The 13,025-nt window shown below is 68.5% G+C and carries 13 protein-coding genes and 1 tRNA gene; 5 read left to right on the top strand and 9 right to left on the bottom strand.

The features are described from left to right. Positions 1-28: 28 nt before the first annotated feature. Positions 29-1,414 (bottom strand): FAD-binding oxidoreductase, encoded by a 1,386-nt coding sequence (locus tag ACFWZU_RS02270; protein WP_439699772.1) that lies wholly within the window; start codon positions 1,412-1,414, stop codon positions 29-31. A 123-nt stretch (positions 1,415-1,537) separates the two neighbouring features. Here ACFWZU_RS02270 and serA point away from each other — a divergent pair, with 123 nt between their 5' ends. After that, positions 1,538-2,770, top strand: coding sequence for a phosphoglycerate dehydrogenase (gene serA / locus ACFWZU_RS02265; RefSeq protein WP_439699771.1), 1,233 nt, complete (start codon positions 1,538-1,540; stop codon positions 2,768-2,770). Positions 2,771-3,045: 275 nt separating this feature from the next. Here the strand turns inward: serA and ACFWZU_RS02260 are convergent. The 7 genes from ACFWZU_RS02260 to rpmI form a co-directional block, all read right to left on the bottom strand. Further along, positions 3,046-3,122: transfer RNA gene (locus ACFWZU_RS02260), tRNA-Pro, on the bottom strand. Positions 3,123-3,187: 65 nt separating this feature from the next. Beyond that, positions 3,188-3,544 carry a MerR family transcriptional regulator gene (locus ACFWZU_RS02255; protein WP_209618439.1) on the bottom strand — a complete coding sequence of 119 codons (357 nt, stop codon included), beginning with the start codon at positions 3,542-3,544 and terminating at the stop codon, positions 3,188-3,190. After that, a complete protein-coding gene (gene ihfA / locus ACFWZU_RS02250) occupies positions 3,525-3,824 on the bottom strand; it encodes an integration host factor subunit alpha (protein ID WP_091333672.1) in 300 nt (99 codons plus the stop codon). The genes ACFWZU_RS02255 and ihfA overlap by 20 nt, the downstream gene beginning before the upstream one ends. A 1-nt stretch (position 3,825) precedes the next feature. After that, entirely contained in the window at positions 3,826-6,204 is a 2,379-nt protein-coding gene (pheT, locus tag ACFWZU_RS02245) for a phenylalanine--tRNA ligase subunit beta (RefSeq protein ID WP_439699770.1), read from the bottom strand. 9 nt (positions 6,205-6,213) lie between these two features. Continuing rightward, positions 6,214-7,209, bottom strand: coding sequence for a phenylalanine--tRNA ligase subunit alpha (gene pheS, locus ACFWZU_RS02240; protein ID WP_439699769.1), 996 nt, complete (start codon positions 7,207-7,209; stop codon positions 6,214-6,216). 257 nt (positions 7,210-7,466) lie between these two features. Next, the gene (rplT, locus tag ACFWZU_RS02235) at positions 7,467-7,826 is read right to left on the bottom strand and encodes a 50S ribosomal protein L20 (RefSeq protein WP_091333679.1); all 360 of its coding nucleotides are present in this window, start codon (positions 7,824-7,826) and stop codon (positions 7,467-7,469) included. A 12-nt stretch (positions 7,827-7,838) separates the two neighbouring features. After that, positions 7,839-8,036 carry a 50S ribosomal protein L35 gene (rpmI, locus tag ACFWZU_RS02230; RefSeq protein ID WP_026635107.1) on the bottom strand — a complete coding sequence of 66 codons (198 nt, stop codon included), beginning with the start codon at positions 8,034-8,036 and terminating at the stop codon, positions 7,839-7,841. Between the two features lie 236 nt (positions 8,037-8,272). Between rpmI and ACFWZU_RS02225 the strand changes: the two genes are divergently transcribed. From ACFWZU_RS02225 to ACFWZU_RS02215, 3 genes are read left to right on the top strand one after another with little or no spacing between them, the layout of a single operon-like run. Then, entirely contained in the window at positions 8,273-9,175 is a 903-nt protein-coding gene (locus ACFWZU_RS02225; RefSeq protein WP_439699768.1) for a hydroxymethylglutaryl-CoA lyase, read from the top strand. A gap of 25 nt (positions 9,176-9,200) precedes the next feature. Further along, positions 9,201-9,689 carry a GNAT family N-acetyltransferase gene (locus ACFWZU_RS02220; protein WP_439699767.1) on the top strand — a complete coding sequence of 163 codons (489 nt, stop codon included), beginning with the start codon at positions 9,201-9,203 and terminating at the stop codon, positions 9,687-9,689. A 4-nt stretch (positions 9,690-9,693) separates the two neighbouring features. Further along, on the top strand, positions 9,694-10,260 hold the full coding sequence (locus ACFWZU_RS02215) for a GNAT family N-acetyltransferase (RefSeq protein ID WP_439699766.1): 567 nt from the start codon (positions 9,694-9,696) through the stop codon (positions 10,258-10,260). Positions 10,261-10,433: 173 nt separating this feature from the next. Here the strand turns inward: ACFWZU_RS02215 and ACFWZU_RS02210 are convergent, their stop codons facing one another. Beyond that, positions 10,434-11,330 (bottom strand): LysR family transcriptional regulator, encoded by an 897-nt coding sequence (locus ACFWZU_RS02210; RefSeq protein WP_439699765.1) that lies wholly within the window; start codon positions 11,328-11,330, stop codon positions 10,434-10,436. 99 nt (positions 11,331-11,429) lie between these two features. On the opposite strand from ACFWZU_RS02210, the gene ACFWZU_RS02205 reads away from it, so the two are divergent. Beyond that, the gene (locus tag ACFWZU_RS02205) at positions 11,430-13,016 is read left to right on the top strand and encodes a proton-conducting transporter transmembrane domain-containing protein (RefSeq protein WP_439699764.1); all 1,587 of its coding nucleotides are present in this window, start codon (positions 11,430-11,432) and stop codon (positions 13,014-13,016) included. The last annotated feature ends 9 nt before the right edge of the window (positions 13,017-13,025 follow it).

The raw sequence follows: 13,025 nt of genomic DNA, 5'->3' as shown, positions 1-13,025 counted from the left end.
CGCCGCGTCCTTTGTAGGAGCCGGGGACCTATTCGAACAGCTTGCCCGGATTGAGGATGCCGTTGGGATCGAACACCCTGCGCACCCCTTGCATCAGGGCAATCTCCGCCGGGCTGCGGGTGCTTCCCAGGTACGCCCGCTTGACCAGGCCGATGCCGTGCTCGGCCGAAATGCTGCCGCCATGGCGCTGCAGGGTGTCGGCCAGCAGGCGGGTCACCCGCTCGCAATGGGCGATGAATTCGGCCTCCTGCATGTCCTCTGGCGGCAGCACGTTGATGTGCAGGTTGCCGTCGCCGATGTGGCCGAACCAGACCACCTCCATCTGCGGATATTCCTGCGCCAGCAATGCCTGCATCTCGCGCAGGAACGCCGGCATGGCGCCGATGCGAAGGGCGATGTCGTTCTTGTACGGCTTGCATGGCGCCAGGCTCTCGGTGATGCCTTCGCGCAGCCGCCAGAGCGTGGCCGCCTGCGACTCGCTCTGCGCGATCACCCCGTCGCTGATCCAGCCCTCGCGCACGCCGTCCTCGAACGCCAGCAGTGCCGCCTGCTCGTCGCTCTCGTCCAGCGCGTCGTATTCGGTCACCACGTAGTACGGCTGGTTGGCGTCGATCGCGCGCTGCGCTCCGTGCGCCAGCACGTGCTTCAGCGCGACGTCGGTGAAGAACTCGAATGCCTGCAGCTTCAGCTGCGAACGGAACAGCGCGAACACCTGCATCAGCGCGTCCATGTGCGGCAGCGCCAGCAGCATGGTCTGCGCCGGCGGGGGCGCATCGGTGAGCTTGAGCTGCGCGCCGACCACCACGCCCAGCGTGCCCTCCGAACCGATCATCAGATGGCGCAGGTCGTAGCCGCTGGAGTTCTTCACCAGGCCGCGGTTGAGTTCCAGCAACTCGCCGTTGCCGGCGACCACCGTCAGCCCGCCGATCCACTCGCGGGTGGTGCCGTGGCGGACCACGCGGATGCCGCCCGCGTTGGTGGCGACGTTGCCGCCGATCGTGCACGAGCCCCGCGCGGCGAAATCCACCGGATAGAGCAAGCCGTGCGAACGCGCCGCATCGTGCACGGCCTGCAGGGTGATGCCAGCCTCGACGTCGAGCAGGCGGTCGGTCGCGTCGAAGCCCAGCACCCGATTCATCCGCTCCAGGCTGAGCACCAGTTCGCCGCGGGCCGCCACCGCGCCGCCGGACAGGCCGGTTCGGCCGCCCGAGGGCACCAGCGCGACCTGTCGCTCGTTGGCCCAGCGCACGATGGCCTGGACCTCCCCGACCGTGCCCGGCAAGGCCACGGCCAGTGGCGCGGGACCCCAGCGGCGGGTCCAGTCGCGGCCGTAGTGGATCAGGTCGGCCAGTTCGGTGAGCAGGCGCAGCGAGGGGACGCGGGCAGTCAGTTCGGCGAGGCGGGGGTCGGTCATGGCGGCTCCGGGGGGGAGCCGCCAGCCTGCCAGAGCGGGTACGGCGCGGTCCAGTGCTGCAGTGCCGCAAAAGCACGGGAGCTCTGGCATAGTAGCCGCTCGCCCCGGCATGGACTTGCACCGATGAAGACCTCGTTCCCCCGGCAGGACATTCACGTGCTGCTGCTCGAAGGCGTGAGCCGCAGCGCGGAGGACACCTTCCGCCACGCCGGTTACACGCAGGTGGAGGTTCATCAGAAGGCGCTCCCGGAGGCCGAGCTCAAGGCGCGCCTGGCCGAAGCGCATATCGTCGGCATCCGCTCGCGTACCCAGCTCACGCCCGAGCTGCTGGAACACGCCCGGCGCCTGATCGCGGTGGGCTGCTTCTGCATCGGCACCAACCAGGTGGACCTGGGCGCCGCGCGCCGGCTGGGCGTGCCGGTCTTCAACGCACCCTATTCCAACACCCGCAGCGTGGCCGAGCTGGTCGTGGCCGAGGCCATCATGCTGCTGCGCGGCATCCCGCAGAAGAACATGCAGTGCCATCGCGGCGGCTGGTCGAAGTCCGCCACCGGCAGCTACGAGGCGCGCGGCAAGGTGCTCGGCATCGTGGGCTACGGCCACATCGGCACGCAGGTGGGCGTGCTGGCCGAAAGCATGGGCATGCGCGTGCTGTTCCACGACATCGAGGCCAAGCTCGCGCTGGGCAACGCGCGCGCCGCAGCGAGCCTGGATGACCTGCTCGAGGCGGCGGACGTGGTGACGCTGCACGTGCCCGACACGCCGGCGACGCGGATGATGATCGGCGCCGGGCAACTGGCGCGGATGCGCCAGGGATCGCTGCTCGTCAACGCCTCGCGCGGCAGCGTGGTGGACATCGACGCGCTGGCCGCGGCACTGTTCAAGGGTCACCTGGCCGGCGCGGCGGTAGACGTCTTTCCGTCCGAACCCAAGGGCAACGACGATGCCTTCGTGTCGCCGCTGGTGGGCATGGACAACGTGATCCTCACCCCGCACATCGGCGGCAGCACGCTCGAGGCGCAGGACAATATCGGCATCGAAGTGGCGAGCAAGCTGGTGCGTTACAGCGACAACGGCTCGACGCTCTCGGCGGTGAATTTCCCGGAAGTGTCGTTGCCGGAGCATCCGCGCAGCCGCCGTCTGCTGCACATCCACCGCAACGTGCCGGGCACGTTGTCGCGCATCAACGAGTTGTTCTCGGCCGGCAACATCAACATCGACGCGCAGTTCCTGCAGACCGATTCGGAGGTCGGCTATGTCGTCATCGATGTCGCGACGGACGCGGCGCAAGCGCAGGCGCTGAAGGAGCGGATGGCGGCGATTCCGGGCACGTTGAAGACCCGCGTGCTGTATTGAGGCGGCCTGGCCTCGCTTCGTTGCAGCCGGAGCGGTGCTCCGGCTGCCGCCCTCCGCCCCTAGCCTCACCCGCCTGTCGCCAGCACCAGGGGTGCAGCTTGTGGCTTGAGCCTGCTACCCGGGCAAGGGTTGGGGTGAGGTTGCGGTAACGCGTGACGCTGGCCACCGGGGTCCTGCCCGTGGGAGCTTCGGCTTCAGCGCATGCGCAGCCTGAACGACGCCCGGCGAAACAAAAACGGCGCCGGAGGCGCCGTTTTTTTCCTTGATTACCGAATTGGTCGGGGCGGCCGGATTCGAACCGACGACCCTCTGCCCCCCAGGCAGATGCGCTACCAGGCTGCGCTACGCCCCGACGTGACTCGTGTGTCCGCCGCGTTCGCGGTGAACAGACGGCGAACTATAGCAGATGCGGATGTTTCAGCGGCGCAGCAGGGTCAGAATTTCTTCCAGTTCCATGCGCACCTGGCGCACGATCTGGTGGGACATGCTCGACTCCATGCGCGCCTGCGGACCTTCCAGCCGGGCACGGGCGCCGGTGATGGTGAAGCCTTCGTCGTACAGCAGGCCGCGGATCTGGCGGATCATCAGCACGTCGTGGCGCTGGTAGTAGCGACGGTTGCCGCGGCGCTTGACCGGGTTGAGCGCAGGAAATTCCTGCTCCCAGTAGCGCAGCACATGCGGCTTGACCCCGCACAGCTCGCTGACTTCACCGATGGTGAAGTAGCGCTTGGCCGGGATGGCGGGCAGCTCGGTGTTATTCCCTTGGTCCAGCATAGCTCTCGACTCGCACCTTGAGTTTCTGCCCCGGACGGAACGTCACCACGCGGCGGGCGGAGATCGGAATCTCCTCGCCCGTCTTGGGGTTGCGACCCGGTCGCTGGTTCTTCTGACGCAGGTCGAAGTTGCCGAAGCCGGACAGCTTCACCTGCTCGCCCCTTTCCAATGCTTCGCGGACGACCTCGAAATAGGCGTCCACGAATTCCTTTGCCTCACGCTTGTTGAGGCCCACCTCGAGGAACAGGCGCTCGGCCATCTCCGCCTTGGTCAGCGCCATCTCAACCTCGCAACTTTGCCTTGCATGTCGTTTCCAACGCAGCCACCGCATCACGCACGCAGCGGTCCGCGTCGTCGTCGGTAAGCGTGCGTGAAGCGTCCTGCAAAATCAAGCCCATAGCGAGACTCTTTCGGCCTATATCGACACCCTTGCCGCTGTAACGGTCGAACAGCCTGAGCTCCTTGAGGAGGCTGCCCAGCGTGCCGCGGACGGCCTGGTCGATCTGTGACCAGCGCACCTCTTCGGGCGCCTCGACGGCGATATCGCGGCGCACGGAGGGGAAACGCGGCACGGGGCGCGCTCGCGGCAGATCGCGGTCCAGCAGCGGCGCCAGGGCCACTTCCAGAACGTGCACGTCGGGACCGAGGTCCAGTGCCTTGGCCAATTGCGGGTGCAGGGCGCCGAGGTAGCCCACCGTCTCACCGTCGCGCGCGACACGGGCGCCACGACCCGGATGCAGCCAGGACGGCAGATCGTCGGCGTGAAGCGACCAGCGTTCGGGCTGTCCGCCCCAGGCCAGCAGCGCGTCGAGGTCGCCCTTGAGGTCGAAGAAATCGTACGTTCGCGCCGGCTGCGCCCATTGTTCGGCGTGCGCGCCGCCACAGGCGGCGATGGCCAGGCTCGGGGTTTCCAGCGGCGGATCGCCGGCGGCGAAGACGCGCGCCACTTCGAACAGCCGCACCCGCTCCTGCTGGCGCGCACGGTTGTGGCGCAGCGCCTCGACCAGCCCGGGCAGCAGCGAAGGCCGCATGACCGCCAGGTCCGCCGAGAGCGGGTTGGCCAGCGGCACGAGGTTTTCCGTGTGGCCCCATCGGGCCAGCAATTCGGCGCTGACGAACGAAAGGTTGACCGCCTCGTAATAGTCGCGTGCGGCGAGTTGTTCGCGCAGCGGAAGTTCGCCGATGCGCGCCTCGGGCTCGGGAGCGAGGGTGAGCGCACCAGCGGGGGTATGCGTGGGGATGCGGTCATAGCCGAAGACGCGTGCGACCTCCTCGATCAGGTCCTCTTCGCGCTCGATATCGAAGCGGCTGGTCGGCGCGGTCACCTGCCAGCCCTCGGCGGTCGGGTGCACCGCCATGCCCAGCGCGGTGAAGATCCGCGTGACTTCCTCATCCGGCACGACGAGGCCCAGCACGCGCGCCAGGCGCGATCGACGCAGGATCACCGTGGCGGGCTGCGGCAGGTCAGCCGGGTTCACGGCGACCAGCACCGGGCCGGCCTTGCCGCCGGCAATGGAAAGAAGCAGCTCGGTGGCACGCTCGAGCGCGCGGCGCGGCAGCTCCGGATCGACGCCCCGTTCGAAGCGGTGCGAGGCGTCGGTGTGCAGGCCGAGCTTGCGCGCGCGGCCCATGATGGCCGCCGGCGCGAAATGCGCCGATTCCAGGAAGATGGTGCCGGTGGCATCGGTGACGCGGGAATCGTGGCCGCCCATCACGCCGGCCACGGCCAGCGCCTTGCGGTCGTCGGCGATCACCACGAAGCCCCCGTCGAGCTTCGCGTCGCTGCCGTCGAGCAGCTTCAGCGTTTCGCCCGGCCGCGCGTGGCGCACCACGATGTCGCCCTCGAGCGTGTCGTTGTCGAAGGCGTGCAGCGGCTGGCCCAGCTCCAGCATCACGTAGTTGGTCACGTCGACCACCGCGCTGATCGGGCGCAGGCCCGCGCGGCGAAGGCGCTCAGCCAGCCACAGCGGCGAGCGCGCGGCCGCGTCGATGCCTTCGATGATCCGGCCGAGATAGCGCGGCGCATCCTTGCCTGCTTCCAGGCGAATGCCGCGGCGCGCATCGGAGGTGACCGGCGCCGGATCCTGCACCGGCACCAGCACGCGGCTGCCGAACAGCGCCGCCACGTCGTGCGCCAGGCCGACCAGCCCCAGGCAATCGGGGCGGTTCGGGGTGAGCTTGAGCTCGATGCTGGCGTCCGGCAGGGCCAGGAACTGCGCCAGCGGCTGGCCGACCGGCGCGTCGGCCGGCAGCTCCATCAGGCCGGAAGCATCGGCGTCGATGCCGAGCTCCCTGGCCGAGCACAGCATGCCTGCCGATTCCACGCCGCGCAGCTTGGCGGCCTTGATCGTGATGTCACCGGGCAGCACGGCGCCGATCATGGCCAGCGGGGCCTTCAGCCCTACGCGCGCATTGGGGGCGCCGCAGACGATCTGCAGCGGCTCGCCCTGCCCGGCCGCGACCTTGCAGATCTTCAGGCGATCGGCTTCGGGATGCTTCTCCGCGGCGACGATCTCGCCCACCACCACGCCGGCGAGACCCTCGCCCAGCACGCTCAGTTCTTCCACTTCCAGCCCGGCCATGGTCAGCGCATGGGCCAGCTCGGAGCGGTCGGCCTGGATCTCGACCAACTCGCGCAGCCAGTTCTCGGAGAATTTCATCGGGTTTCCTTACGCGAACTGCTTGAGGAAGCGCAGGTCGTTCTCGAAGAACGCGCGCAGGTCCGAGACGCCGTAGCGCAGCATGGCAAAGCGCTCGACGCCCAGACCGAAGGCGAAGCCGGTGTAGCGCTCCGGATCGATGCCGCAGTTGGTCAACACGTTCGGGTGGACCATGCCGCAGCCGAGCACTTCCAGCCAGCGGCTCTGGCCGTCCTCCGTTTCCCAGCGGATATCCACCTCGGCCGAGGGTTCGGTGAACGGGAAATAGCTGGGGCGGAAGCGCATCTCGAAGTCGCGCTCGAAGAACGCACGCACGAACTCGGCCAGCGTGCCCTTCAGGTCGGCGAAGCTGGAGGTCTCGTCGACCAGCAGGCCCTCGATCTGGTGAAACATCGGCGAGTGGGTCTGGTCCGAGTCGCTGCGGTAGACCTTGCCCGGCGCGATGATGCGGATCGGCGGCTGGCGGCCGGCCATCGAGCGGATCTGCACCGGCGAGGTGTGCGTGCGCAGCAGGCGCCCGTCGCCGAAGTAGAAGGTGTCGTGCATGGCGCGCGCCGGGTGGTGCGGCGGGAAGTTCAGCGCCTCGAAATTGTGCCAGTCGTCCTCGATCTCGGGGCCTTCGGCGCGCTGATAACCCAGGCGCGAGAAGATCGCGGCGATGCGCTCCAGCGCACGGGTGATCGGGTGGATGCCGCCACGCTCGCCGTCGCGGCCCGGCAGGGTGATGTCGAGCTTTTCGGACGCCAGCCGGCGGTCGAGTTCGGCCTGTTCCAGTGCCTGCTTGCGCACCGACAGCGCATCGGCCAAGCGCTCCTTGACGCGGTTGACCTCGGCGCCGCGGGCCTTGCGCTCGTCCGGGGCGAGCGCGCCCAGCGACTTCAGGGCGGCGGTGACGATACCGCTCTTGCCGAGCAGGCCCACGCGCAGGGCTTCCAGCGCGTCGAGCGAGGCGACGCTTTCGATATCGGCCAGGGCCTTGGTTGCGCGGCTTTCCAGATCGTCCATCGGTGCGGTTTCCGCTTTGGCTTCTAGCTCCCTCTCCCCTCCGGGGAGAGGGTTGGGGTGAGGGGCCGCTCTTGCGCTGTTGCCGCGATCAAAGCGGCTTTGATGGAGCCCAAGGCAAGCCTTGTCCCCCTCACCTCAATCCTCTCCCCGGAAGGGAGAGGAAGCGAACGCACAAGAGCACGTAATTGAAATAAAAACGGGGAGAAGGCGTTGGCCTTCTCCCCGCTTGATTTACAGCATACCGTCGGTGACGACGATCAAGCGGCCAGGCTGGCCTTCGCCTTTTCCGCGATGGCGCCAAACGCCTTGATGTCGTGCACGGCGATGTCCGCCAGCACCTTGCGGTCGATCGTGATGCCGGCCTTGGAAAGGCCATTGATCAGGCGGCTGTAGGACAGGCCGAACTGACGGGCGGCGGCATTGATACGCACGATCCACAGCGCGCGGAACTGGCGCTTGCGCTGCTTGCGGCCGATGTAGGCGTACTGGCCGGCCTTGATGACGGCCTGGTTTGCTACGCGGAAGACCTTGCGACGGGCGTTGTAGTAACCCTTCGCGCGGCCGATGATCTTCTTGTGACGACGACGGGCGGTAACGCCACGCTTTACACGAGCCATGGTGTTCTCCCCTTAGACGTACGGCAACATGCGAGCCACACCCTTGGTGTCGCACGCCTTGACGTGGTTGGTGGCGCGCAGGTTGCGCTTACGCTTGGTCGACTTCTTGGTCAGGATGTGCGACTTGAAGGCGTGACCGGCCTTGAACTTGCCCGAGGCGGTCTTGCGAAAACGCTTCGCGGCCGCCCGGTTGGTCTTGATCTTGGGCATGGGAATGCTCCTGGGTGGGCTTGATTGCCCGGTTTCTGACTGATTCGGCGGTGGCCTGACAAGCCACGCTTTCCGTCCTGCCGATATCGGTTCACGACCCGTCCGTGTGGATCGAACCGGCGATTATACGGACGCGCCCGTGGTAAAGCCAGCCTGCCGGGCACCTTTGCGCCCGCCCGGGACCATGGCCGGTCCGGACCGGCTAAAGTGGCGATTCCGCGTCCCCCGGAGCTGCCATGACGTCCCCATCCGATACCGTCCGCATCGTCGAAGTGGGCGCGCGCGACGGGCTGCAGAACGAAAAGACCCTGTTGCCGGCAGCGGTGAAGATCGCGCTGATCGACCGGCTGTCCTCCACTGGCCTGACCACCATCGAGGCGACCAGCTTCGTCAGCCCCAAGTGGGTACCGCAACTGGCCGACGCCGCGGAGGTCTTCACCGGCATCCGCAAGGTGCCCGGCGTGCGCTATCCGGTGCTGGTGCCCAACATGCAGGGCTACGAGCGGGCGCGGGCGGTCGGCGTGCAGGAGATCGCCGTGTTCACCGCCGCCAGCGAGGCGTTCAACCGCAAGAACGTCAATGCGTCGATCGATGAATCGATCGAGCGCTTCGTGCCGGTGGTCGAACGCGCCAGGGCGGACGGCGTGGCGGTACGTGGCTACGTCTCCACCGTGCTCGGCTGCCCGTACCAGGGCGAGGTGGCCGTCGCCGACGTGGTGCGTGTGGCCGAGCGGCTGCATGCGCTGGGTTGCTACGAGGTCTCACTGGGCGACACGATCGGCGTCGGCACGCCGGTGAAGGCGCGCGCGATGCTGCGCGCGGTGGCGCAGGCCGTGCCGGTGCAGGCGCTGGCGGTGCACTTCCACGACACCTACGGCCAGGCCCTGGCGAATATCCTGGCGTGCCTGGAGGAAGGTGTGCGGGTGGTCGACAGTGCCGTCTCCGGCACCGGCGGCTGTCCGTACGCCAAGGGCGCCACCGGCAACGTGGCGAGCGAGGACGTGGTCTACATGCTCCAGGGCATGGGCCTTCAGACCGGCGTCGACCTGGACCTGCTCATCGCCACCGGCGCCTGGCTCGCCGCCCAACTGCACAAGGACACCGCCAGCCGCGTCACCCGCGCGCGCACGGCGGCCTGAAAACCCAGCAACCAAACTTCGACCGATGACTGCCAGCTTCCTGATCCGCCCCATCGAACCGCGCGACGATATCGTCGTGGCCGCGATCATCCGCAAGGTGATGCCCGAATTCGGCGCCGACGGCCCCGGCTTCGCCATCCATGACGTCGAGGTCGACCACATGGCTGAAGCCTACGCGCAGCCCGGCCGCGCCTACTTCGTGGTGGAGCGCGGTGGCGTGGTGATCGGCGGTGCCGGCGTGGCGCCGCTGGACGGCGGCGAGCCGGACGTGTGCGAACTGCGCAAGATGTATTTCCTGCCCGAGGCGCGCGGCATCGGTGCCGGCACGGCGATGATGGAGCGCTGCCTCGACGCGGCACGCGCACTGGGCTACCGCCGCTGCTACCTCGAAACCCTGACCGGCATGGATGCGGCACAGGCGCTCTACCGGCGCAGCGGCTTCGCGCCGATCTGCCAGGCGATGGGCGGTACCGGCCACCACGGCTGCGACCGCTACTACCTGCGCGAGCTCTAACGCCATGATCCGCGTTGCCCGTCCCGACGACGCCGCGGCGATCCATGCCATCTACGCGCCCTCGGTCACCGGGGGCGTCGCCACGTTCGAGACCGCCCTGCCCGGCGTGCCAGCGATGGCCGACCGCATTGCCGCGCGGCTGGCGCACTACCCGTGGCTGGTGTGGGAACACGATGGCGAGATCCTCGCCTACGCCTATGCCAGCCGCTTCCGCGAGCGCGCCGCCTACGACTGGATCGCGGAGACCTCGATCTACGTGCGCGCCGACGCACAGCGTGCGGGGCTGGCCCGGCGCCTGTACGGCGTGCTGCTGGAGGTGATGCGCCTGCAGGGCATCAACCAGGCAGTCGGGGTGATCACCCTGCCTGGCGAGCCGAGCGTGCGCCTGCACGAAACGATGGGTTTCACGCCCGCGGGCGTGTGGCGGCAGAGCGGCTACAAGCTCGGTCGCTGGTGGGATGTCGGGGTCTGGCAGAAGACCTTGCAGCAGCCCGCCGAGCCACCGGCGCCGGTGGTGCCGTTCGGGAACCTTCGCGATTCCGCCCAGCTCGCCCGCTGGCTGGAGTGCTGAAGACAGCCACCTGCGGCATCACACGCCCGCCCGGGCCGTCAGCTAGCCTGCGACCGCTGACATCGGCTCGGTCGAAGCCTTCCTCCGGCAGGTGCCATCAGGGCACCTGCCGGAGGCGCGTGTGCCACCGGAATGGGCCGTGCGAGCGGTTCGTCGCGGCAGCCCGACACGGCCTACTCGGTCAGCTCCATCGCCGTGCGCGGGCCGATCAGCTCGCGCAGCAGCGGGTTGGGGAAGCGCCGCTTCATCGTCACCGCGAAAAAGGTCTCGCTCAGTTGCGGCAGTTGCCGGGCCTCGACCAGCCGGCCATTGGCCAGCTCGTCCTTGACCACGATCGGCGGCACCACCGCCAGGCCGATGTCCTCGCGCGCGAGCAGTCGCATCATCGCCATGTCGTCGACTTCGGCCGCGACTTTGACCTGCACCCCCAAACGATCGACCAGCGCCTCGAAGCCGACCCGCACGCTGCTCTCCATGGTCGGCAGCACCAGCGGCTGACTGGCAAGCAGGCCGGCAAGCGTGTCGCCCTTGCCAATGCGCGCGGGCGTGCCGATCAGGCTGACCGGCTGCTCGGCGATCTCGTGCGCCACCCACGAGGTGGCCGCGTCACGCGGCGGCGCGACGTTGACCAGCACCACGTCCAGCCGGTGCGCCTCCAGCCCCTGCAGCAGAAAGGCGGTGGTCCCGGAGCGCACGATGACCTCCACGTCCGGCCGCGCCAGCAGCGGGCGCAGGAAGCCGATCTGGAAGTTGCGCGACAGGGTCGCCAGCGCACCCACGCGCAGGATCGAGCGATGCCCGTCCGGCCGATGCTTGAGCGTCGCCAGCAACTCGGCGCCCCCGGCGAAGATGGCCTCGGCATGGTCGAAGGCGATCTGGCCGGCCTCGGTCAGCAGCAACTGCCGGCCGCTGCGCTCGAACAGGTCATGGCCCAGTTGCGTCTCCAGCTTGCGGATCTGGATCGACAACGCCGACTGCGAGACCAGCAGTTTTTCGGCGGTACGGGTGAGGTTGCCTTCGCGGGCGACTTCCCAGAAGTAACGCAGGTGGTTGTAGTTCAACGCGGCCATCGTTCTAATCCATATATTGATCAATTCGTTTAATTGTATTTTATAGAATGATCCGCGTGCCGTAGCCTTCGCGCCGTTTTGACAGCCGCGGAGAACCCGATGCCCCCCTTCCTTGCGACCCTGGCGTTGCTCGCCCCCGCGGGGCTGTTGCTCGCATGGCGGCTCCCGGTGCGTGACGGCGACCGGCCAGCCACGCGGGCGCTTGCGGCCAGTCGGCTGACGAGCGCGGCGGCACTGCTGTGGGCGGTGCTGGCGGCGGTCGTCACCGCGGTCCAGGGCGCCACCACCAGCCCGCTGCTGGGCGCCGCGGGCATCGGCCTGTCGGTACGCCTGGACGCGATCAGCTGCAGCATGTTCGTGCTGGTCGCCTTCGTCGGCGTGATCGTCGTCCAATACAGCCGCAACTACCTCGACGGCGACCCTCGCCAGGGCGAATTCGTCCGCGGCCTGTGCCGGACCCTCGCCGCGGTGATGCTGCTGGTGCTGGCCGGCAACCTGGCCCAGCTGGTGGTGGCGTGGAGCGCCACCAGCCTGTCGTTGCATGGCATGCTGCTGTTCTACCGCGACCGCCCTGCCGCGCGCATCGCCGCGCGCAAGAAGTTCATCGCCGCACGGCTGGGCGATGTGTGCCTGGTCAGCGCGGCGGTGTTGCTGGCGCACCTGTTCGGCAGCACCGACATCGCCACCCTCCTGGCACGTGCGCACGCCCTGCCGGTGGCGGCGACGGGGACAGCAACGACCGCGGTGGTGGCGCTGCTCGGCATGGCGGCACTGATGAAGTCGGCGCAGTTTCCGGCGCACGGCTGGCTGCCTGAAGTGATGGACACGCCCACCCCGGTCTCGGCCTTGCTGCACGCCGGGATCATCAACGCCGGCGGTTTCCTGATGATCCGCTTCGCCGACGTCATGCTGCTGTCGATGCCCTCGCTGCACTTCATCGCGCTGGTCGGCGGCTTCACCGCGCTGTTCGGCGGCGTGGTGATGCTGACCCAGACCACGGTCAAGGGCGCACTGGCGTGGTCGACGGTGGCGCAGATGGGGTTCATGACGCTGCAGTGCGGGCTCGGTGCCTTCGCCATCGCGCTGCTGCACCTGCTCGCCCACTCGCTGTACAAGGCGCACGCGTTCCTGTCCTCCGGCAGCGTGATCGAGACCAACGCCGTGCCGATGCCGCACCGGCCGCGGCTGCGCTCGGCGCTGATCAGCCTGGTGCTGGCGCTGGCGATCTACCTGGTCACCGGATGGCTGTTCGGGGTGTTCGCCGATCCGCAGCCGGCGGTGCTGAGCCTCGGCGCGATCCTGGTGATGGGCACCAGCCTGCTGCTGGCGCCCGCCTGGCAGGGCGCCACGGACGCGCGCCTGGTGCTTCGCACGCTGCTGCTGGCGGGCATCACCACGGTCGCCTATTTCGCCCTGGAACGCGGCGCCGTGGGCCTGACCGCGGCCACCCTGCCGCCAATCCCCGCGCCGGACCGGACCGGTCGCTGGGTGATGGGGCTGGCGGTCGGCTCGTTCGCGCTGGTCAGCCTGCTGCAGGCGCTGGCGCCGCGCTGGATGCAGCGGCCGGCCTGGCGCATCGCCCGCGTGCACCTGGCCAACGGGTTGTACGTCAACGCCTGGGCCGACCGGCTGATCGGCGCATTGCGCCGCCGTGAGCCCGCCGGCCACCCCTCCACTGTCGCCTGAGGCCGCCCG

The sequence above is a fragment of the Frateuria sp. GZRR33 genome (assembly GCF_051900425.1).
In the GTDB taxonomy this organism is placed as follows: Bacteria; Pseudomonadota; Gammaproteobacteria; order Xanthomonadales; family Rhodanobacteraceae; genus Frateuria_A.
Note: the sequence above shows the minus strand (reverse complement) of the source record. Positions and strands in the feature narration are given on the sequence as shown.

Coding starts and splice junctions, on each gene's coding strand:
- ACFWZU_RS02270 (WP_439699772.1), bottom strand. CDS start 1,414: ATGACCGACCCCCGCCTCGCCGAACTGACTGCCCGCGTCCCCTCGCTG.
- serA (WP_439699771.1), top strand. CDS start 1,538: ATGAAGACCTCGTTCCCCCGGCAGGACATTCACGTGCTGCTGCTCGAA.
- ACFWZU_RS02255 (WP_209618439.1), bottom strand. CDS start 3,544: ATGCTGGACCAAGGGAATAACACCGAGCTGCCCGCCATCCCGGCCAAG.
- ihfA (WP_091333672.1), bottom strand. CDS start 3,824: ATGGCGCTGACCAAGGCGGAGATGGCCGAGCGCCTGTTCCTCGAGGTG.
- pheT (WP_439699770.1), bottom strand. CDS start 6,204: ATGAAATTCTCCGAGAACTGGCTGCGCGAGTTGGTCGAGATCCAGGCC.
- pheS (WP_439699769.1), bottom strand. CDS start 7,209: ATGGACGATCTGGAAAGCCGCGCAACCAAGGCCCTGGCCGATATCGAA.
- rplT (WP_091333679.1), bottom strand. CDS start 7,826: ATGGCTCGTGTAAAGCGTGGCGTTACCGCCCGTCGTCGTCACAAGAAG.
- rpmI (WP_026635107.1), bottom strand. CDS start 8,036: ATGCCCAAGATCAAGACCAACCGGGCGGCCGCGAAGCGTTTTCGCAAG.
- ACFWZU_RS02225 (WP_439699768.1), top strand. CDS start 8,273: ATGACGTCCCCATCCGATACCGTCCGCATCGTCGAAGTGGGCGCGCGC.
- ACFWZU_RS02220 (WP_439699767.1), top strand. CDS start 9,201: ATGACTGCCAGCTTCCTGATCCGCCCCATCGAACCGCGCGACGATATC.
- ACFWZU_RS02215 (WP_439699766.1), top strand. CDS start 9,694: ATGATCCGCGTTGCCCGTCCCGACGACGCCGCGGCGATCCATGCCATC.
- ACFWZU_RS02210 (WP_439699765.1), bottom strand. CDS start 11,330: ATGGCCGCGTTGAACTACAACCACCTGCGTTACTTCTGGGAAGTCGCC.
- ACFWZU_RS02205 (WP_439699764.1), top strand. CDS start 11,430: ATGCCCCCCTTCCTTGCGACCCTGGCGTTGCTCGCCCCCGCGGGGCTG.